The sequence below is a fragment of the Parabacteroides sp. AT13 genome, from assembly GCF_002272965.1.
Lineage (GTDB): Bacteria > Bacteroidota > Bacteroidia > Bacteroidales > Tannerellaceae > Parabacteroides > Parabacteroides distasonis.
The window spans coordinates 3077707-3098813 of sequence record NZ_NQMH01000001.1 but is presented as its reverse complement, the minus strand read 5'-3'; the positions used below and the strand labels follow the sequence as shown (position 1 = coordinate 3098813).

22 protein-coding genes are annotated in these 21107 nt (G+C 44.5%); 11 read left to right on the top strand and 11 right to left on the bottom strand.

The annotated features are described in order from the left end of the window. Positions 1 to 224: 224 nt before the first annotated feature. The 4 genes from CI959_RS12985 to CI959_RS12975 all read left to right on the top strand — a co-directional run bounded on the left by CI959_RS12985 (position 225) and on the right by CI959_RS12975 (position 3081). Positions 225 to 953, top strand: coding sequence for a hypothetical protein (locus CI959_RS12985; protein ID WP_005854650.1), 729 nt, complete (start codon positions 225 to 227; stop codon positions 951 to 953). Then, a complete protein-coding gene (locus CI959_RS12980) occupies positions 950 to 1780 on the top strand; it encodes a hypothetical protein (protein WP_011966646.1) in 831 nt (276 codons plus the stop codon). The genes CI959_RS12985 and CI959_RS12980 overlap by 4 nt, the downstream gene beginning before the upstream one ends. A 5-nt stretch (positions 1781 to 1785) precedes the next feature. Then, a complete protein-coding gene (locus tag CI959_RS21850; RefSeq protein WP_230327316.1) occupies positions 1786 to 2115 on the top strand; it encodes a hypothetical protein in 330 nt (109 codons plus the stop codon). Positions 2116 to 2247: 132 nt separating this feature from the next. Beyond that, the gene (locus CI959_RS12975) at positions 2248 to 3081 is read left to right on the top strand and encodes a PepSY-like domain-containing protein (protein ID WP_057317166.1); all 834 of its coding nucleotides are present in this window, start codon (positions 2248 to 2250) and stop codon (positions 3079 to 3081) included. 68 nt (positions 3082 to 3149) lie between these two features. Here CI959_RS12975 and galB read toward each other — a convergent pair whose 3' ends face one another. Further along, positions 3150 to 5654 carry a beta-galactosidase GalB gene (gene galB / locus CI959_RS12970; protein WP_057317165.1) on the bottom strand — a complete coding sequence of 835 codons (2505 nt, stop codon included), beginning with the start codon at positions 5652 to 5654 and terminating at the stop codon, positions 3150 to 3152. A gap of 87 nt (positions 5655 to 5741) precedes the next feature. Between galB and CI959_RS12965 the strand changes: the two genes are divergently transcribed. Next, positions 5742 to 7052, top strand: a complete 1311-nt coding sequence (locus CI959_RS12965) for an anaerobic C4-dicarboxylate transporter family protein (protein WP_057317164.1) — start codon at positions 5742 to 5744, stop codon at positions 7050 to 7052. Between the two features lie 72 nt (positions 7053 to 7124). Here the strand turns inward: CI959_RS12965 and CI959_RS12960 are convergent, their stop codons facing one another. After that, positions 7125 to 7484 carry a thioredoxin domain-containing protein gene (locus CI959_RS12960; protein ID WP_005854641.1) on the bottom strand — a complete coding sequence of 120 codons (360 nt, stop codon included), beginning with the start codon at positions 7482 to 7484 and terminating at the stop codon, positions 7125 to 7127. 98 nt (positions 7485 to 7582) lie between these two features. Between CI959_RS12960 and ilvA the strand changes: the two genes are divergently transcribed. Beyond that, positions 7583 to 8782 (top strand): threonine ammonia-lyase, encoded by a 1200-nt coding sequence (ilvA, locus tag CI959_RS12955; protein WP_005854639.1) that lies wholly within the window; start codon positions 7583 to 7585, stop codon positions 8780 to 8782. A gap of 162 nt (positions 8783 to 8944) precedes the next feature. On the opposite strand, the gene CI959_RS12950 is transcribed toward ilvA, so the two are convergent. From CI959_RS12950 to CI959_RS12935, 4 genes are all read right to left on the bottom strand, one after another. After that, positions 8945 to 9229 (bottom strand): transcriptional regulator, encoded by a 285-nt coding sequence (locus CI959_RS12950; protein WP_009275783.1) that lies wholly within the window; start codon positions 9227 to 9229, stop codon positions 8945 to 8947. Then, a complete protein-coding gene (locus CI959_RS12945) occupies positions 9214 to 9843 on the bottom strand; it encodes a hypothetical protein (protein WP_005854635.1) in 630 nt (209 codons plus the stop codon). The genes CI959_RS12950 and CI959_RS12945 overlap by 16 nt, the downstream gene beginning before the upstream one ends. A 97-nt stretch (positions 9844 to 9940) precedes the next feature. Then, positions 9941 to 12313: an outer membrane beta-barrel family protein gene (locus CI959_RS12940; RefSeq protein ID WP_057317163.1), complete on the bottom strand. Its 2373-nt coding sequence runs from the start codon at positions 12311 to 12313 to the stop codon at positions 9941 to 9943. A 4-nt stretch (positions 12314 to 12317) separates the two neighbouring features. Next, complete coding sequence (locus CI959_RS12935; protein WP_008780144.1) at positions 12318 to 12689, bottom strand: DUF2141 domain-containing protein; 372 nt, start codon at positions 12687 to 12689, stop codon at positions 12318 to 12320. 334 nt (positions 12690 to 13023) lie between these two features. Between CI959_RS12935 and CI959_RS12930 the strand changes: the two genes are divergently transcribed. Beyond that, positions 13024 to 13551, top strand: coding sequence for an O-acetyl-ADP-ribose deacetylase (locus CI959_RS12930; RefSeq protein ID WP_005864731.1), 528 nt, complete (start codon positions 13024 to 13026; stop codon positions 13549 to 13551). Here CI959_RS12930 and CI959_RS12925 read toward each other — a convergent pair. After that, positions 13532 to 14185: a DUF5715 family protein gene (locus CI959_RS12925; protein WP_005854627.1), complete on the bottom strand. Its 654-nt coding sequence runs from the start codon at positions 14183 to 14185 to the stop codon at positions 13532 to 13534. The genes CI959_RS12930 and CI959_RS12925 overlap by 20 nt on opposite strands. Positions 14186 to 14417: 232 nt before the next feature. Here CI959_RS12925 and CI959_RS12915 point away from each other — a divergent pair, with 232 nt between their 5' ends. Genes CI959_RS12915 through CI959_RS12900 form a run of 4 tightly spaced genes read left to right on the top strand, consistent with a single transcriptional unit; the run spans position 14418 to position 17884 of the window. Beyond that, positions 14418 to 15410 carry a PhoH family protein gene (locus CI959_RS12915; protein ID WP_005854625.1) on the top strand — a complete coding sequence of 331 codons (993 nt, stop codon included), beginning with the start codon at positions 14418 to 14420 and terminating at the stop codon, positions 15408 to 15410. 11 nt (positions 15411 to 15421) lie between these two features. Then, positions 15422 to 16372 (top strand): phosphoribosylaminoimidazolesuccinocarboxamide synthase, encoded by a 951-nt coding sequence (locus CI959_RS12910; protein WP_005864727.1) that lies wholly within the window; start codon positions 15422 to 15424, stop codon positions 16370 to 16372. Positions 16373 to 16382: 10 nt separating this feature from the next. Continuing rightward, positions 16383 to 17126: a bifunctional demethylmenaquinone methyltransferase/2-methoxy-6-polyprenyl-1,4-benzoquinol methylase UbiE gene (gene ubiE / locus CI959_RS12905; RefSeq protein WP_005864725.1), complete on the top strand. Its 744-nt coding sequence runs from the start codon at positions 16383 to 16385 to the stop codon at positions 17124 to 17126. Between the two features lie 14 nt (positions 17127 to 17140). Beyond that, entirely contained in the window at positions 17141 to 17884 is a 744-nt protein-coding gene (locus CI959_RS12900; RefSeq protein WP_005854619.1) for a shikimate dehydrogenase, read from the top strand. A gap of 109 nt (positions 17885 to 17993) precedes the next feature. Here CI959_RS12900 and CI959_RS12895 read toward each other — a convergent pair whose 3' ends face one another. Genes CI959_RS12895 through ssb form a run of 4 tightly spaced genes read right to left on the bottom strand, consistent with a single transcriptional unit; the run spans position 17994 to position 21088 of the window. Next, positions 17994 to 18611 (bottom strand): 4'-phosphopantetheinyl transferase superfamily protein, encoded by a 618-nt coding sequence (locus CI959_RS12895; protein WP_005854617.1) that lies wholly within the window; start codon positions 18609 to 18611, stop codon positions 17994 to 17996. A gap of 1 nt (position 18612) precedes the next feature. Further along, positions 18613 to 19194, bottom strand: a complete 582-nt coding sequence (locus CI959_RS12890; RefSeq protein WP_005854615.1) for a hypothetical protein — start codon at positions 19192 to 19194, stop codon at positions 18613 to 18615. Positions 19195 to 19200: 6 nt separating this feature from the next. Continuing rightward, complete coding sequence (gene gldE / locus CI959_RS12885) at positions 19201 to 20553, bottom strand: gliding motility-associated protein GldE (RefSeq protein ID WP_005854613.1); 1353 nt, start codon at positions 20551 to 20553, stop codon at positions 19201 to 19203. 25 nt (positions 20554 to 20578) lie between these two features. Continuing rightward, on the bottom strand, positions 20579 to 21088 hold the full coding sequence (gene ssb / locus CI959_RS12880; protein WP_005854611.1) for a single-stranded DNA-binding protein: 510 nt from the start codon (positions 21086 to 21088) through the stop codon (positions 20579 to 20581). Between the last annotated feature and the right edge of the window lie 19 nt (positions 21089 to 21107).

The window sequence follows — 21107 nt, the reverse complement described above, 5'->3', positions numbered from 1 at the left end:
AAGTGATTGATTTATTGAAGAAATAAAACAAAAGAGATGTCCGATATCGAACACTGTGTCCGCTTTTGTACGAAAACAAAGACATCAGCAATGAGAATCTACAGATATTCAATCATAATTAACATATAAATACTTGATTATCTTTACAAAAAGGACTATTTTTGGAAAAATCCATAATCAAGGAATACCAATCTTATATTATTTACCCTAAATTCTAAAGAGAGATGAAAAAAACAGTAACTTTCGTTTGGAGCATTTTCCTCCTCGTGTTTATATCGATAGATATGAACGCACAATCAATAAAAAGTTGGGATTACCCCATAAAACCAGGAACGGAGGCTTGGCAAGCATTATCCACACATGAGGATATGCTGAAAGCCTGCCAAATTCCGGCAGAGATATTAAAAACGGTATCAACAGAAGAGCTTATAGAACTTTGCCTTGCTTACCCATTATTAGGCGACATATTCGCTTACAATGGAATACAGGAAGGCATTAGCAAGGTTTCCGCACGTTTTAACGGGTTACAAGAGTTATTCAAAAGGAAAGACAATGCTTCTTTGCTATTTGAGAAGATGAAAAAACAAGAATTACTGAAAGCAGGAGTGTTGACTTCCATAGAAATAGGTAATGAAATTAGTCGGCAAATGGTAATCGAGGCTCTTCTGTCTAATGAGACGATATTATCTAATACAAATAATCTTTTACAGCAAGAGATCTCCTCCGAAGCCGTAAAGAGACTCCTTTACAAACAAAACAACCCGGATATTTATGGACAATATGGTCTAAAAACCGTAGTCTATCTCCTAGGTCGAAGTCTAGAACGGATAGACAACAAGACCATTACGCCCAAATTTAAACAATTCACCATCGATGAAAAGCTAACGGGCAGTAATGTAATCGAAGAGTTATTAAAACAATACATTGTAACCTTTAATAAATTGAGATCATGAAAAAAGTATTATACTATTTAATAATCATGCTGGCATTCACGCTGAACGCATGTGACAATGAAATGGATAATATGCAAGGAGGTGATAAAGAAATCTTGACATCCAGTTCAGAAATTGTCATTAAAGACGGAAAGATAACATATCCTAAATGGTTGGTGAATGTAGTAGATTCTGTCGCTCACTCCCATGTCAAGGGAACAGACTATCCATACCCTTGGGTCTTTACTATTCAAGGAGATGGAAAAGAACACATTCTCGTTTTGGATGGGGTGAATTCTTGTGCTTCTTGCGGGCAATTACTATTCTTGCTTTCCGGAGAACGAATCGAAAAATTCCCCAATGAATGGATCACTATGGAGAATTTAAACATGATTTGGGAGCCGAATCTCAATGTTGAGACAAAAGCTCAAGGAGCAGCCGCTACTGTTTACACTCCTAACGGGACACTCGTTAATGACACTTACTACAGAAGTGAGGAATTATCAGCCTCACAAAAAGCGAGCCATGACCAATATTGTACAACAACCTATTCACAAGCAACTCTAATAAGTAGTTCAACAACCACTTACAATTGTCATGCCTATGCTTGGTATATGACTGAAGGCGGATCAGCAGTTTGGATGGGATGGACTATTAATCCCACAAACGTATATTGGTTAGATGGTAGTTATATATCAACAACAGGTGCCGCAACCAAAGTATCCTATCTTAGTGATAATCACTCTGCCGTAACGACATCTACGCCCAATATATTCATCTCCAAATGGGGGGAATACGCTCTTATGAGGCATCCCAAAGCTCATGTCCCTTTGATGCATCAAGCTTAAAATATATGAAAAAAAATGATATGCCGACTGTTTATATAGGGAAGAGTCAAGAGGATTATAGTAGCGGCAGTTCCTCTATCAATGCGCCAGGGGGTAATGCCACGACGACTTTATATGCTTACACAAAGACAGGAACTCCGACCTCGTATAGCTGGAACGCTGAATTCTATGGAGAATGCGATAGATGGTACACTTATCCTTCCGGTAATCGATTAGATGTTAGTGTCTATCTAAACTCCCAACATTACGGTGGATATCTTCGCATCACCTGCGCAATGTATAATGGAAGTTCTTTAATAGGCACAGCAACCTATTATTTGAACGTAAATCCGTAGCAATTATACAAGAACAAGGATCTCGTCGAAACAAGATCCTTGTTCTTGATTCAATATACTTAAATCGATTTCGCTCAAAACTTTTCCGATAGACCTGTTGTTCTATGCCCAAAACTTATAAACGCAAAATGTATGAACACAAGACTAATTCTATTCACCTGTATAGCCGGTCTGACTCTCTTTTTCTCTGGCTGTAGCAAAAATGATGATGATCATCAAGGCATTATCCCTCTTCCACCGGTAGAGAACGCTTTCCAAGAGAAATATCCCGATGCCAAAAACCCTGTTTTTGAGATCGAAGGTAACTATTATGTGATAGATTTCAACAACGGCGGCTCCGAGACAACAGCTTGGTTCACGGATCAAGGCATATGGATGATGGAGAAGATAGACATCTCTTTCGCCCAATTACCGGCAGCGGTATCCACCGCCTTCAAACAAGGCTTTTACTCAAATTGGACCGTGGATGACACGTACGCCATCAATCGCCTAAATATGGGAATCGTTTACAAGATCGAGGCGGAGCAGTCCAATAGCGAAGTAGACCTGTATTATTCACAGTATGGAAACCTGATCAAAGCCGTGGACGATGAGATCAATAATGACGCACCGATCGTTATCCCGAAAGAGGTCAGCAACCTGATGGAGATCACTTTCGCCAACGCCGAGTTGCTGGATATCCAACAGAACAGCCTAGGTTACGAGCTGGATATGATCGATAACCAGATTTATAAAGTGGCGCAATTGAATAAGGATTACAGGTGGCAAAGTACCACATGGGCCATGTCCGAGCAAGAGGTTCCGCAGATCGTGATGCAAGGATTCGAATCCTCCGCTTACGCTAGCGACAAGGTACAGTCCATATATACGTTATTGAATGCCAATGGCACCTTCTACCTATTCAAGGTTTCACATAACGGGCAGGACAAGACGATTACCTTTGATGTATTCGGGAATATCGTATAAAAAAGCCGCACGATTCACAGCCGTCTCCGGACTTGAATCGCGCGGTTTGCGTTATATGATAATCAAGCTTATTTACTGATCAATTCCAAGGTCGCCCCTTTTACTCCCGGTGCGGAAGCCTCGAAATAGATCGTCCCCGGTTCCTCGGCCGTCCGCACGATAGCGGTAAGTTGCCCGCTAAACAGTTTCATTTCCGGAAGATGGAAGAGTTCCAGACTGGCGCTATTTCCATTTGCCGCCGCACGGTAGGCTCCGGCACCACGTACCTTAAACTGGATCTGGCGGGTATCATCCGGACAAAGGTTACCGTTCTTGTCTACGACTCTAACATTGATGAAAGAAAGGTCTTTTCCGTCAGCCGTCAATTGGTTACGATCGGCGGATAACTCAATATGATGCGGCTTCCCTGCGGTATGAACCTCCTCCTCGGCCACAGCGTTACCCTCCTTATCATAAGCGACCACTTTCAAAGTTCCCGGCTCGTATTTGGTATCCATCCACATCAAACGATATCGTTTCTGGCGCTCGAAACTCTTTTGAGCCGCTTCGGTATAACTACTATCGATACCGATGCTTAGATCTTTCGTACGTTTCCCTTGGCTCTTTCCGTTGATAAACAATTCGGCGGAAGGATAATTGGTATAAACGAATACGGGTGTCACCTCGCCCTCACGTCCCGGCCATGTCCAATGCGGCAGGATATGCAAGGTCTTGGCGCTTTTGTTCCAATGACTACGGTATAGATAGTAACGATCCTTGGGGATACCCGCCAAATCGATAATACCGAACAAGGAGCTATGGCTTGGCCAATTCGTATAATAAGGAGTAGGCTCGCCCAGATAATCAAAACCTGTCCATACGAATTCCCCGATACAATACGGAAGGTCCTCATGCTGGATAAAATCGTCTTCCGGCAGATTAGACCAGTTGCAATGCTCCACGTCGTACGAGGAACTTTGGTGATCCTCATAGACAGCCATCGCCTTACGCTCTACAGGGAATTTATAAACCCCTCGTGAGCTAACCGTGGAGGCCGTCTCGCTTCCCAAGATTATTTGCTGAGGCAGTTTCTTATAATTCACTTGATAACGGAACGGACGATAATTGAATCCCGCCACATCCATCACCGCCGCCATATTATTATTCACGACGGCATCCGGGGCATCCATACCTTGCGTCACCGGACGAGTCGGGTCTTCCCGATGGCAGATATCCTGCAAGAACTTGGAGATCTTACAACCGCTCTCATCCCATTGGTTAGGCACCTCGTTACCGACGCACCACATCACGACGCTCGGGTTATTCCGGTAATGATGTACCAGATTCACGAGGTCTTTCTCCACCCATTCGTCGAAAATCAAATTATAGCCGTTCGCGCATTTCGCCTTGTTCCACTCGTCGAAGCTCTCAACCATCAACATCATACCCATCTCATCGCAAGCCCTTACCAACTCGGGAGCCGGCATATTATGGGAAGTACGGATAGCGTTGCATCCCATGTCCTTCAAGATCCGGATCTGACGACGGATAGCGGCATCATTGACGGCAGCCCCTAACGGGCCTAAGTCATGATGATTACAAACGCCTTTGAATACCGTCTTCTCACCATTCAAGAAAAAGCCTTTATTCGGAATGATCTCGATTGAACGGATACCGAACGGGGTCGTATATATATCTTTCAGTTGATCGCCCTCATATAAACGAGTCTCCGCAGAATACAGGGCGGGCATATCCGGCGACCATAAAGTCGGGGTCTGGATGATAAACTCTTGAGAGAGACTATTATCATTGTACTTAATCTGTGAGAGAGGTATAGTCTGCTCCGTCAGCTTCTGCCCGTTCGGGTTCCATACACTGGTTTTCACGCTATACTTGCCGGCATCGGCACCTTCCAGCAATACGATTTGTGTCCGTACATTGACTTTAGCGAATTCCTTAGTAGCGGTCGGGGTCGTAACGTAGGTTCCCCAAACCGGGATATGCGCATTTTCCGTCACGATTACATGTACATTCCGGTATAATCCCGCTCCCGGATACCAACGGGAGGATTCCGGCAAGTTCTCGAGGCGAACCGCCAAGGTGTTCTTTTTCCCCGGCATGAGTTGTTTCGTGATATCGAAATAGAAAGAATTATAGCCATACGGCCAATATCCAACCTCTTGTCCGTTCACGTAGACCTTAGCATGGCTCATCGCACCGTCGAACAGGATCGTGGCACGCTTCCCATCCGTAAATTGAGGAACCTCAAACTCGGTCCGGTACCAGCCGACTCCCACGAAAGGCAAACCTCCGGTTCGGCCGGCATGTTCCATGGCCTCCGTTTGTCCGTCTTGGGCGATAGCGACCTCTTGCTTATCATTCTGAGAGCTGAAAGGGCCGTAAATCGCCCAATCATGCGGAACGGTCACGGATTGCCATTTGCTATCGTTAAAAGTAGGATTGATAAACTCCGGGCTGTCTTCCCGGGTGAACTTCCAATTCTTTTCCAACAGGAACTCACTGCGTACTTGAGAAAAAAGCGCAGGGAAAAGGCAAAACAAACCGATCAAAATAGCGAAACTTGTTCTTTTCATTCGTTTTTTGTGTTTTTGTTATTCATAGCGGAGCAAAAATAAGTATTTTTGTCTCCAATACAAACTAAATCAAAAGAATTGCACAGCATGTTGTTACAATTAGCTTTCGTTTTAATAGCCATTATTATAGGTGCCCGTATCGGTGGTATCGGATTAGGCGTGTTAGGAGGTCTCGGACTCGGTATACTCACCTTTGGATTCGGGCTCCAGCCCACTTCCCCTCCTATCGATGTCATGCTTATGATCGTTGCCGTAATAGCGGCGGCTAGTTGTATGCAAGCCGCTAGCGGACTTGATCTTATGGTTAAGTGGGCGGAAAAATTGCTTCGCAAGAATCCTCAACGAATCACGATATTAAGCCCGCTCGTCACCTATTTGTTTACCTTCATAGCCGGAACGGGGCATGTGGCTTATTCGGTCCTTCCGGTAATCGCCGAGGTTGCTACGGAAACGAAGATCCGTCCCGAACGTCCGATGGCGATCGCCGTGATCGCTTCTCAGCAAGCTATTACCGCTAGTCCGATATCGGCGGCTACGGTAGCTTTATTAAGTATGTTGTCCGGATACAATATCTCCTTGATGAATATCTTGATGATCTCTGTTCCTTGTACCTTATTAGGTGTGTTAGTGGGAGCGATCTACTCTTTAAAGGTCGGTAAAGAGCTAGATCAAGATCCGGAATACTTAAAGCGGGTGGCGAACCATGAGTTTAGCACGGAACATTATGAGGCGAAAGGCGTTGAAAACCAAATGAAAGCGGCCTTATCGGTCTCTATATTTGTTCTCGCTACGATAGCGATCGTTATTTTTGGTTCTATGGAGTCCCTACGTCCGGTCTTTACCGTCGGCACGGAAAAGGTCTCGATGCAGATGTCACATATTATTGAGGTATTAATGTTGACAGCCTCCGCTTTCATCTTATTATTTACAAAAACAGATGGTATCAAGGCCGCACAGGGTTCCGTTTTTTCCGCAGGTATGCAAGCGGTAGTAGCGATCTTCGGTATCGCTTGGATGGGAGATACATTTATCGCCGGCAATATGACTGAATTAAAGGGATCTATCGAGCATATAGTTACACAGATGCCTTGGTTATTCGGGTTGGCCCTTTTCGTAATGTCCATTTTATTATTTAGCCAAGCGGCTACCATTCGTGCGTTATTGCCGCTAGGGATCGCATTGGGAATCTCACCCTATATGTTGATCGCTTTATTCCCCGCCGTAAACGGTTATTTCTTCATCCCAAACTACCCGACAGTCGTAGCCGCCATCAACTTCGATCGCACGGGCACGACCCGCATCGGTAAATACATCTTGAACCATTCTTTCATGATGCCGGGATTGATAGCGACCGGAGTTTCTGTAGGATTGGGGTTACTATTCATTCAATTCATATAATAAGAAAGCAAAAAATAGAGACGCAGCATACACGCTACGTCTCTACACCCCACACCATATATCCATATTATATTACTTCAACAATTTTTCCTGAATCAACTGCTTTAACTCCAGTTTTCCCATCGTGCCGATCATCATCTCACGGGGGCCGTCTAGCGGGCAAAACATCAAAGTGGGAATCGTTCGGATATTAAAGGCTGTCTCGAGTGCCTCCTCTTGATCCACATCCACCTTATAAATATAAATCTTCCCATCAAATTCTTTGGCAAACTCATCCAATATCGGGCTTAAGCGTTTGCAATAACCGCACCAAGGAGCGTGAAAATCTATGAGGCAAGGACGACTTCCTATATATTTCCAATCTTTGGGATTTGCCTCAAAATCACCGACATTGGCGATAAAACCATCTTTCGTTAAATCGATCACTACCATACTTCTCTATATTTTGATTTATAATATAACAAAGATAAGTATGAATAGGTTGCGGTATTTTTTATACTTTCGCGACATCGTTTTAACATACAGACAGAATGCTCACACTCGATAAAATTTATCAGGCATCATATGCCTTGAAGACAGTCATCAGACGCACTGATTTAATCAGCGCTCCCAATATCAATCCGGAATCCCATATTTTTCTAAAACCAGAGAACTTACAAGTAACCGGATCGTTTAAAGTGCGCGGCGCTTGTTTCAAGATCGCCCAGCTTACGGAAGAAGAGAAATCGCATGGCGTAGTGGCTTGCTCGGCGGGAAACCATGCCCAAGGTGTGGCATTAGCGGCTACCGCTCATGGTATCAAGTCCTTAATCTGCTTGCCCGATAACGCTCCTATCTCTAAAGTCGAGGCTACTAAATCTTATGGGGCAGATGTATGCCTTGTCGAAGGTGTTTACGATGACGCCTATAACAAGGCTTTACAATTGAAGGATGAGAAAGGATACACATTTATCCATCCGTTTGATGATGAGGATGTGATCGCCGGACAAGGGACCATCGGTTTGGAGTTATTGGAACAACTCCCGGAAGTAGAGGCTGTAATCATTCCGATCGGAGGGGGTGGGCTGATCTCCGGAGTCGCCTATGCCATCAAGAACTTGAACCCGGATATCAGAGTTTACGGAGTGCAAGCCAAAGGAGCGCCCAGCATGTTAAACTCTATCGAGCATGGGAAAATCGAACGCCTCGAAGGTGTCCGTACCATAGCCGACGGTATCGCCGTAAAAGAACCGGGAATACATACTTTCGATCTTTGCCAGCAATATGTGGACGAGATCGTATCCGTGACAGACGATGAGATTTCCACCGCTATCCTCGCGTTGATCGAGCAACATAAATTAATCGCCGAAGGGGCGGGTGCCGTAGCCGTGGCCGCCGCCATGTTTAATAAAGTACCCATCAAAGGGAAAAAAGTAATCTGTTTGATTTCCGGCGGAAATATCGACGTGAATATCCTTTCCCGGGTAATCGGACGTGGTTTGCAAAAATCTGGCCGCTCTTGTTCCATGACGATCGAATTGGTAGACAAACCCGGACAATTACAGCATGTATCCGAAATCATCGCCTCTACCGGTGCCAACGTAGTATCCGTATACCACGAGCGTGTCAGCCATACGGCTGATATCAATGGCTGTTATCTGCGGTTGGAGATGGAAACAAGAAATCAACAGCAAATTAATGAGATCCGGCAATTACTCACCGTTTCGGGATATAAGATAGTGGAAGGATAAACAATTCGCCCCAAAGCATACAACTGATTGACAAACCATTACTGTGCCACTACTTTCCATAGGCGTGGCACAGCCGTGCCATCCTAGTGGCACACTTGTGCCATCCTTATGGCATAGCTGTGCCATCACGGTGGCATAAGCGTGCCCTAAGAATGGTACAAGCTAAATATTAATATATTGTCTTAATGTATTCACATACTCCTCCATCGCCAAGCGTCCTTTGTCTGTGATCCGGCAAACCGTTCGGGGCTTCTTCCCGGCAAACCCCTTCTCGATCTCGATATAACCAGCTTCATTAAGTTTGTCCAACTGGACGCTGAGATTTCCCGCCGTAGCGTTCGTCTTCTCCTTGATATAGACAAACTCCGCCTCCTCCACCGATAGTAAAATGGACATCACCGCTAGCCGGAGTTGGGAATGCAATAAAGGATCTAATTCTTTAAACATTGTTTTTTAGCTTTATTATTAAGAATATGCCCGGGAATAATCATCATTACCACAAATGAAAGGCCAAAATACAAATACCACAAGACCGTGACAGGACCATGATTTATCAAACTCATCAGCATGTAGATAACTAAGACGAAAGCAACTACCGGAGAGTAAATCATCCATTTCTCCCGCAAGATAATGCCATTTATCGACACCCCCAACCCACAATATAATAACGATAAAGGAAGCATTAATATAAAATTGACGGATTGTTCATAAAGCACGCAAAACGCCGCGATCAAGACGAACGTAAGTCCAAACATACAGCCAAACACTTGCCATACACTGGAGATCGTCTTATCCGTATAAGTCACCACGGCCGGCTCGCAACCTCTTTGCTTATATGAAATAACCGGTCCGACAGCAAACATGAGCATCCATCCCCAAGACCAAATATAATTTTGCGTATACACTATCAAAGAGGATATCACGACCGATAAGAGCACGGTAAAATACCCCCAATAAAGCAACACATTGCCACTCCCTACTTTCATATTTCGCTTGCTGGAGTTGATCATCTGAGTGATAATATCCAGACTTTCTTTTTCTGATAATTTTCTATCTTCCATAACTGTATTTATTTTATCTTGTTCTTCATCCAATGTGAAAATGTAAATACGTATCCAAAGATAAGGCCATTGGTATTTCTGAGCAACCTTTCGGTTATTATTTTTCATTCAGGCGACTCCGTTCGGAACCGATCTCAATCTTACTCTTCCTTACTTTCTTTCCGCTATTGAAATTCCATGTCAACGCAACCTTAAAGACCCTTCCTGTAAATCCGTTTTCATAACGGGATGATGTTCGATAAACATCCAACGTACTGGCGTACTCATTGGCTTGGTTAAAGATATTATCGACTGAAACTGCCAACAATAGCTTATCATTCAAGAATTTCTTTCTCGCCATTACTCCAACCGTATGCCGGGGGGCGACCTCGCTATTACCGGAATATAGCCGGCTCGTTCCACTATACCGGGCCTCCACCGTAAAACCTGCCGGCAGCGTAAAGGTAGCGATCGCATTGGCAAACCCTAAATAATGAGACGAGAAAGAAGACAATTCCGTCATCCGGATATCCTGCCGTACGCCTATGAAATTCCCTGTCAAGTTACACCAAGTAAAGGGTTGATACGGCAAGCTGACCGCTACAAACCAATGGTTTTCCCGATCGTGATTTTCATACGTGATATAGGATACATCGGGATTCGCCACATCTTGTTTACAGAACTCCCGGATCAAGTCGTGGTGCAAGTTTCCTCCTACAGTCACCGTATAACGATAATTATAAACCAACGTTACACTGAAACGATTGATATAAGTAGGACGCAGATAAGGATTCCCGATCTGATAACTATAGTCCGAACTCTGTATACGATTCGGATTCAAGGTATAGAACGGAGGACGTTCGATATTACGAGCATATTGCCCTACCAGCATCCACCTCTTGATGGGATCGAACGCATAGGTCACGTTCAAGTTCGGAAAAAGATCCAGATAATCCCGACTAAAATCCTCACTTCTATCCGACGTCTTGGAATATTCCGCACGTACCCCCGCAACGAACGACCAGTTCTTGATCTCCGTAGAGAAAGAGGCGTAAGCTCCTACAATGTTTTCATTATATCTCAAGGTATATCCATATTCCTCATTAGGAATCCAACTCCCACTAGAGTTTAAACCCTCGTACAAGGAATGATCATCCATCAACGTATAGGTATATTTAGCCCCGATTTTCAAAGACATTTTTTCACGCAAATTCTTTTGGAAAGAAATATCGGTTGTCGCCATATCATAATCCGCCGCCGCATGACTCCGGTAAACCGTATCACGGCTCCAATTAGATTGTTCATAACGGATCGTATGGAGATTATCCCCGGTTGATCGCTTATTTACGAAATCGGCTATGACCTTAAATATCGAGCCTTGTTCATCCATTTTACGTAAGTAATTGACCGTAGCGGAAAACGTGTTATAATCATCCTTCTGTCGATAATTCCCCGTACTCTTCATAGGATAAGAGTTCTTTACTAAATCCGTTTGACTCCAAGATGTTCCGTCCGAAGCTTGATTGATATATTCGATCTCAGCTCCGACACTATTCAGCGAATCGATCTCGAAAATAGCCCCGACACGTCCATTCCCATATTTGGAATCCGTATCATACAAAGATTGAGACACAAACTTATTCCCCACCGTTCCGTATTCCCTGTTGGAGTTCATCTCTCCTTTATCCCGGGGAGTAAAAGTACCCGATACCGCTCCATTCAAGCTCCATTTCCCGACACGTGCATTTACGGACGCCGATGGAATATACCCTTGTAAAGATGGAGACAATGACGTACCTAAAGATACATATCCTTGCATACCGTTATCCGGACGTTGCCGCAATGAGATCTTGATCACTCCACCCTTAGTTGAGGCCTCATACTCAACTCCCGCGATCGGTATTACCTCAATCCTTTTTATATCCTCCGATTTCAAAGATCGCAAATAAGCCAGTAGCTCCTCTCCCGTTAAACGAATCTCACGGTCATCCACAAACACCTTCGCCCCTTGCGCCCCATTAATCGAGATCGTTCCATCCGAGAGCCACACACCCGGTGCCTGCGATAATAATTCCGTACCATCCTTTCCGGCAGATGGCATGACCGACATGATAAAGCGGTCCGCCTTCCGCTCTATATTCTTCGCTCGAACAACGACTTCCCTCAGAACACGGTTCGATAGATCTAGAATCAAGGAATCCCGCCGTTTTATCGGTAAGATCAGCTCTTTCCGTAAAGGCTCGTATCCGAGACATTGAACAACAAGCCTATACTTCCCAGCCTCCGCCTCCATGCTAAAATCGCCATCACTATTGGCCACGGCACCCCCTACCTGTTTTTCTCCCGATAAAAGCACAGCGGTCGCATATTCCACGGCATTTCCCTCCGCATCGGAAACATGGGCTTTATAAACCGTTTGTCCCGAGATCTTTTGAGCACTACCCCCGCCTATCGCCAAAATCCAAAGCGATAGCAGTAAAAACCGTACCATGGCTCTATTGATTTACCGGATAATACAGTTTTAATTTGAAAGTCGCTTCCTTATCCTTCACCTCGCAACTTTTCAACGCATATCCTTCCGCAGGCCCTTTTCCTTCCAGCATATCCATTTGCCAATTCTCGTTCTCGTCATGGAATACGGACAGATCAAACTTTTCCCAATCCACGTTTTCCAGTCGGATCGTAACCTTTCCTTTCTCAGACTTCGCCATGCCATAAACAGGCTTGGTATCTTTTCCTGACTGAGCCATAACTAGGATATTCCCATGGTTACCACGTATATTTCCAATCTCTACAATAATAGTACGTGCCTCTATGCAACCACATACCAACATGAATAAAGATAATATGAATAAAACTCGTCTCATTTTAGTATCCTCCTCTTTATTATTATCACTGTTACTACAAACAAGTTTATTTTATAAACCTTCCATAGATAAAAAAATGCAAAGGAGCTGCGCATCACTCTTTGCACATCGCAAATATAGACAAGTTTATTTTATAAACCAAATAACATTATAAAATATTCCAATAAAAATTTGACTCTGCAAAATACAGCCAAAATCCCCCACTAACCCTCCTAGAAAACACGTACATGCTTTCAAAACAACTATTTTAAGTTTGAAACAAAGCAACTTTTTCGCTATATTGCACACATTTAGAATATATATGAACAGGACCAACATACAAATAACTAAAGATATGAACGAACGAATAATTGCTATACAAGCAGATATTACGACATTGGATGTAGACGCCATCGTAAATGCCGCAAACAATAGCTTATTGGGAGGTGGCGGCGTAGACGGTGCCATCCATTGGGCCGCCGGTCCGGAACTCCTTGACGAATGCCGGACTTTACAAGGATGCCCGACCGGAGAGGCGAAGATAACGAAAGGTTATCGATTGAAAGCCCGTCATGTCATACACACCGTCGGTCCCATCTACCGAAACGGACAACACGGAGAGCCGGAGCTACTGGAAAATTGTTATCGAAACTCCTTGCGATTGGCGAAAGAGAACAGACTGAGAACAATCGCTTTCCCATCAATAAGCACCGGCGTATATGGCTATCCTATCGAGGAGGCGGCACAGATAGCGATCCGCACGATCGATACCTTCCTAAAAGAGAATCCGGAAATCCAGCAAGTCACGATGTGCTGTTTCTCCGGATACGACAAATCGGTTTATACGAAAGCGCTGGAACAAATTACAACTCACGAGCCGTAATGTGGAAACACCCTTGCTTGCGTTCGTGCTTGATATAGCAACGATCCGCCCTGCGCAAATCACGAAGCACGGAGGCAAGCACCATTTTCAAGCGGTCCTTATCAATATTTAAGGTATCTTTCTCATCTATCTTAGTATAGCGTACCCATGATACATCGAACGTAGTTCCGTATTGGTGGGCAGAGTTGAGAGAAGAGTTCGTATTCCTTTTTCTCAATTTCTTGACATCGGCAACCGTACGGGTTACACTGGTTACCTTTATTTTATAAATGGAAGCATTCAAGTTTTTCAATGAGTCTTGGAAGTTTTTCCCGATATCCTCCAGCAGATTAGCGGCTTCCGGCACCAAATACGGAATAGAGTGCGTCAACTCCTCTACCTCGTAATAGTCATTCGTCTTGATCTCCACCATATCCCGGGAGGCGTGCTCCGCTCCTTCCCTCGAAGAGACAGGCTCTATGCCGATCTTCTTCGCAACGGACAAATGAACGTCATTCAAATCATTAAAATCACGATTATAGCTTCCATTGTACCAAATCTTCTTCAATTCACCTCTTTTCTCCTTACAAGAAGAAAAAGCCGTCGCCGACACGATCACGACCAGCAACAACATCACATTAAACACAGTCTTCATCTTCATTTCCTTCGTTTTGCCTGACAAACATACGGAAAAATCCGAAATTCCCCCTTAACTCCAATTAGTTTTTCTCTAAATGGTAGACGGACGGCTGAAAGATGTGTTCCCGTGAAATAAAACTTCTCCCTTTGCATCAATGGATAAAGAATATTACTAATTTTGTAACTTGATTCGAATAATAAAAAATAGCACATCTTTTTGAAGCGTAATTTAATAAAAGGAATAGCGGATGATTGAAAGAATTTATATTCTTGAAAGCGTAGACCCGGTAATTTTCTACGGTGTGAATAACTCTAATATGCAATTGATCAAGACATTGTTTCCGAAATTGCGTATCGTTGCCCGTGGAAATGTGATGAAAGTGATTGGAGATGAGGATGAGTCCGAGCTTTTTCTCAAGAAAATCCGTGAGGTGGAAAAATACTGTGAGGAGTTTAACTCGCTCTCCGAAGACGTGATTCTGGATATTATAAAAGGGAAAGGTCCCACGGTCGTGAAGCAGGAGAACCTGATCATCCACGGCATGAATGGCAAGCCGATTACCGCACGTACCGAGAATCAACAGTTATTGGTAAAGGCTTTCGAGAACAACGATCTGGTTTTCGCCACAGGACCCGCCGGTTCGGGTAAAACATTCGTCGCTATCGCCTTAGCCGTAAAAGCATTAAAGAATAAGGAAGTACGGAAGATCATCTTAAGCCGTCCCGCCGTGGAAGCCGGAGAAAAACTGGGTTTCTTGCCGGGTGAGATGAAAGATAAGCTAGATCCCTATCTGCAACCGCTTTACGATGCCTTGCAGGATATGATACCGGCAGCCAAGCTGAAGGAATATATGGAGAATAACGTGATACAGATCGCCCCGCTAGCGTTTATGCGCGGTCGTACCTTGAACGACGCCGTCATTATATTGGACGAGGCGCAAAACACGACGACGCATCAAATCAAGATGTTCTTGACCCGCTTGGGTATGAACGCCAAGATGATCGTCACCGGAGATGTCACGCAGATAGACCTTCCGCCTTCTACCACGTCCGGATTGATACAGGCCATGCAAATATTGAAGGGCGTAAACGGGATCGGTAAGATCGAGTTCACCAAGAAAGATATTGTCCGGCATAAACTTGTCCAACGAATCGTAGAGGCTTATGATAAGTTCGATGATAAACGGAAGAAAGAGATCAAAGAGGCAAAAGAGAAGAAAACGAATATAGACAACAACTAAAAGTAAGAGTCATGAAGAAGGCATTAGTTAAAACAGACTTCAATTTCCCGCGACAAAAGAGCGTATACCATGGGAAAGTACGCGACGTGTACAACATCAATGACGAGGTATTGGTAATGGTCGCTACAGACCGTATTTCCGCTTTCGATGTTATCTTGCCGGAAGGTATTCCTTACAAGGGACAAATGTTAAACCAGATCGCCGCCAAGTTCCTTGACGCTACGACTGATATTTGTCCGAACTGGAAAATGGCTACTCCGGACCCGATGGTAACGGTTGGCGTTCAATGCCAAGGTTTCCCGGTTGAGATGATCGTACGCGGTTATCTGTGCGGAAGCGCATGGCGTGCTTATAAGAGCGGTGTACGTGAGATCTGCGGCGTGAAACTACCGGAGGGTATGCGTGAGAACCAACGTTTCCCCGAACCCATCATCACCCCGACCACAAAGGCTGAGATCGGAGAGCATGATCAAGATATCTCTAAAGAGGAGATTCTCGCTAAAGGTTTGGTCTCTAAAGAGGACTACGAGGTTCTTGAGAAATATACGATGGCCTTGTTTAAACGCGGTACCGAGATCGCTAAGGAACGTGGCTTGATCTTGGTTGACACGAAATATGAGTTCGGTCATCGTGACGGCAAGATCTATTTGATCGACGAGATCCATACTCCGGATTCCTCCCGTTATTTCTACTCAGAAGGATACGAGGATCGTTTCGCCAAAGGGGAACCGCAGAAGCAACTTTCCAAGGAGTTCGTCCGCGAATGGTTGATGGAAAATGGCTTCCAAGGTAAATCCGGACAGAAAGTTCCTGAAATGACACCGGAGATCGTAGAAGGAATCAGCAACCGATATATCGAATTGTTCGAGCATATCACAGGGGAGACTTTCGTAAAAGGCGAGACTGATAACTTGCTGAACCGCATCGAGAAAAACGTTACTGAATATTTACAGAATAAATAAGATACCGCACATGACACAGTATGGTTCAGAGACAATACTTCCTTATAACAAAGAGGAACAAAAGGGCACGCAAGTCAAACGTATGTTCGACTCGATAGCCGAAACGTATGATCAACTCAACCATACTCTCTCATTTGGTATCGACAAGATATGGCGCAGGAAAGGGATCGCTTTCCTGCGTCCTTTCTCTCCTAAAACGATACTGGATATCGCTACCGGTACCGGAGACTTGGCTATCTCCATGTACAAAAAGCTGCGACCCGACCATATCGTCGGTGCCGACATCTCGTTAGGCATGATGGAAGTGGGACGGAAAAAAGTAGCTGCCGCCGGTTATTCGGAGCATATATCCTTCGAGCAACAGGACTGTACGGCCTTGACCTACGAGGAAAACTCGTTCGATGCCGTAACCGCCGCTTTCGGGGTTCGTAATTTTGAGAACATAGAGCAAGGTATCTCAGAGATGTACCGGGTGCTGAAACCCGGTGGACATATCATGATCTTGGAACTTTCCACACCGGAACATTTTCCCATGAGACAACTCTACCAGATCTATTCAAAGACCGTCATCCCCTTTATCGGACGTCTACTCTCTAAAGAAAAAGTCGCGTATAATTATTTGCCGGCTTCCATCAAGGTAGTTCCTCAGGGAAAGGTCATGACGGATTTACTCACCCGCCAAGGCTTCAAGCAGGCCCGTGTACGGACCTTTACCTTCGGGATCTGTTCATTATATACAGGATCTAAAGAATAAACAATAAAAAGGTTATGCAGAAATATGGCTTACTGGGATATCCCCTCGGACATTCGTTTTCTAAAACGTATTTCAACCAGAAGTTTGAGGCGGAGAAGATCGACGCTGAGTACTTGAATTTCGAGATTCCCTCTATCAAGGAGATTAAGAACGTAATCAAAGAAAACCCTGAACTTAACGGTTTAAACGTGACCATTCCTTATAAGGAACAAGTAATCCCATATTTAGACGATTTGGATGACGATGCCCGTCAGATCGGAGCGGTAAATGTCATCAAGTTCACAAAAGGTCTTTTCGGCAAACTTAAACTGAAAGGATATAACTCGGATATTATCGGATTCAAGCAATCGATTGATCCTTTATTGAAAGAAACGCACCGGAAAGCGTTGATCCTTGGTACGGGAGGGGCGTCAAAGGCAGTCTTCCATGGACTGAAACAGCTAGGTGTTGGTGCCACGCTGGTTTCTCGCAAACCGAAAGAATTTTGTATCACGTACGATGAGATTACTCCGAAGACCATGGAGCAATATACGGTGATCGTGAATACGACTCCCTTAGGCATGTTCCCGAATATAGACTCATGTCCGGATATCCCGTACGATTTACTTACGCCGAATCATCTATTGTATGATTTACTTTACAATCCGGATGAGACCCTTTTCATGAAGAAAGGAAAAGAAAAAGGCGCCGTCGTGAAAAATGGTCTGGAAATGCTTCTATTACAGGCTTTCGCCGCTTGGGAGATCTGGCAGAAATAGATCGAACGATATCTTTCCAACCACATGATTTGATGAAGCTAGCTTCGTGAGCCAATGAAGTTAGCTTCGTTAGTCAATGAAGTTAACTTCACAAGCGTATGAAGTTAACTTACTTCAACCAAGTCAATACATAGTCCGGTGTAACTTGATATGCCAACTCATATTCCCGGCATGCCTCGGTCCGGGTTTCTCGTCCCTTAAACGTCCCACTCGATAAATAAGGAAAAGGATTCACGTGAAGATGCTTTTGAAAGTCCACTCCTTCCTGCCCGATTATCTTGAACAAGGTTTCTTTGGCGCACCAATGGATTAATAGATGCTCGACCTCATGCTCCAGATCGATACCCGCCTCTTCCTCCGGATTCATAAAGCGACTTCGTATTTTCAAGATCCGGTCCGAACGATACTCGATATCGATCCCTGTCGGACGCTTATCCAAGATTACCGCCACATAATCTTTCGTATGAGATATACTTATATATAAAGGTACGCACGCAAGGAACGGGGCACCCGTAGAATGATAGTCAACCCTTGCCTCCTCTCCTAAAAGCTCTTTTAAAAGCACCCGGCTGGCGAAACGTTCCTGCCTCCGCTTCTCTGCCGATACCCGCTCCAAAAAAGAAGAATAGTCCGCTTTATGCTCAAGCATCCCCAAAAGCTCATCAGAGCTTTCTTCCATTTTCCAGACTCCATGCAGCGGCGAGAGTTGTTTATATAGCAAGGCCATATTATTCTTTCCAACTAAAAGTTTGTATAAGTTCTATGATATCTTCCCGGATATATTGGATAGCGGGAGCTAATGAATCCGCATTGGGTTTACAGTCAAAATACAAGGCCCCCCGGAAGAAATTCGATACACTATCTGTCAACAGGAATTGTATGGGAGAAGCCGATTCTCCATCCAGAAGAAACAACGAGCCATAAACGTTTGCGGCAGGGTTGGAATACGCTTTCTCCGATATCCGATTCTCCGACTTTATCAGGCGGGCGACGAAAGAGCGGCTTTCCGTTTCCACCGTCACCAAGGACGCGGGAGTAATTGGCAAATAGCTGCAATAAAGCTTAGCCTCTAACTCCGGATACGAGATATTCAAGCCCGTAACACCCTTCTTTTGATCCGGAACCTCTATGACCGCAGTCTGAGAGACATCAAAATTAAAAGGCAGGTAACTGAGATCAAGCGGTTTATACTGTGCCTTCGAAGGTTCAATACGAACATAGCCCCGTGGCTTCGGCGTATATTCCACACACGAAATACAGCATATCCCTAAAAACAGAGAACCTCCTATGACAGCAGCTATCCATTTCATAAACATTTACTTCGTATCTTTCCCATTCTCATCATTCCCTGTATCTTCAAGGATACGGTTAAATTTAACCTTTAATATCCTCCTGTTATCCACTTCCAGCACTTGGAAACGATATTCCTTAAAATCTATAATCTCCCTACGGCGTGGAAAATCCCCTTTTATCTCCAACAAAAGACCGGCCAAAGTTTCCACTTCTTCCGTCAATTTACCAAAATCTGAGGGATCGGCATCGATAACCCGGAAGAAATCCGTCAATAATATCTTTGCCTCAAAGATCAAGCTACCGTCTGCTAAACGGATGAATTGTTGCTCATCCTCATCATACTCATCGGAGATCTCTCCAACAATTTCCTCTAGGATATCTTCCATCGTCACGATACCGGAGGTACCGCCAAACTCATCGACCACGATCGCCATATGAATTTTATTGGTACGGAACTCTTCCAGCAAATCATCGATCTTCTTGGTTTCCGGCACGAAATAGGCCGGTCGGATCAAGCTCTGCCAACGGAATGTATCGGGCTTGTCAATATAGGGCAATAAGTCCTTGATATATAAGATACCTTTTATATTATCCTCAGTCTCGGAATATACCGGAATACGCGAATAGCCGGATTTGATAATAAAATCAACCACCTCACGGAAACTGATCTTGATCTCGATATCTTCCATATCCAGACGAGGAGTCATGATCTCATCAGCGGTCTTATTATAAAACTTGATAATCTCCGCCAGCATCTCCTTCTCCTCCGGGATCTCGGTAGAGGTTAGCTCTAACGCTTTAGAAAGCTCATCTACAGAGATATCATATTTCTTTTTCGCTAACGCTTTATTGATGACCGATGTGGAATTAACCAAGATTTTCGAGAATGGGCGGCAGAAGCGTTCCAAACCACTTAATACGGAGGCTGAAAAACGAACAAAACGCAAAGAATTCTTCTGTGCGTAAATCTTAGGCATGATCTCCCCAAAAAGTAAAAGCAAGAAAGTCAAGAGAATCGTCTCAAGCACAAAGCCTAGAAGAGGAGCGGCCGAGAAATTAATCCAAGCGTTAATCGCATAGGTACACAGCATAACGACCGCCACATTTACAAAATTATTAGCGATCAATATAGATGCCAATAGATACTCCGAACGTTCAAGGAGACGTTTGATAACAGGATCTGCCGGGCGATTCTCTTCCCCGATCTCATTTAGGTCACCCGGGGTTAGAGAAAAGAATGCCACTTCAGAGGCCGACACGAAGCCGGAAACAAACAGCAGTAAAAAAGCGAGGCTTAATGCGATCACAGGACCCGCTGTCAGCGCCTGCACCGTTACGTTTTCAAATAAGCCCCATAAATAATAGTCCGAGTCCAAGGGAAACAGTATTAGTTAAACAATATCAGAACGGGAGATCATCCGCGTCACTGGATTCTGAGAATGCGCTAGGCTGCGAGGCGGCTGGCTGTTGATAAGCGGTATTTGGCGCCGTGGTCGGTTGAGCCGGTTGTCCTTGTCCCACATTGGGCTGCATACTACCGCCTTGTGCAGTCGTATTTCCACCATCGGCCGGACGGGAACCCGTGCTGTAAAACTCGATACGATCCGCATGGATCTCCGTAACATATCGTTTCACGCCGCTTTGGTCATCATAATTACGAGTACGAATCTTGCCTTCCACATATACACCGGAACCTTTACGTACCCATTTTTCCACGAAAGGAACCAAATCCCGACGAACTACGATATTATGCCACTCCGTACGTTCCGGAACCACCGTTCCATTTGCCAACGTATACCCACGTTCCGAGGTTGCCAGCGGGAAATTAGCGACAGCGGCACCACTGTCAAAATAGCGAACGTCAGGATCTTTGCCTACGTTGCCGATCAATATAACCTTATTCAATGACATAATTCAAATTCTTAATAAC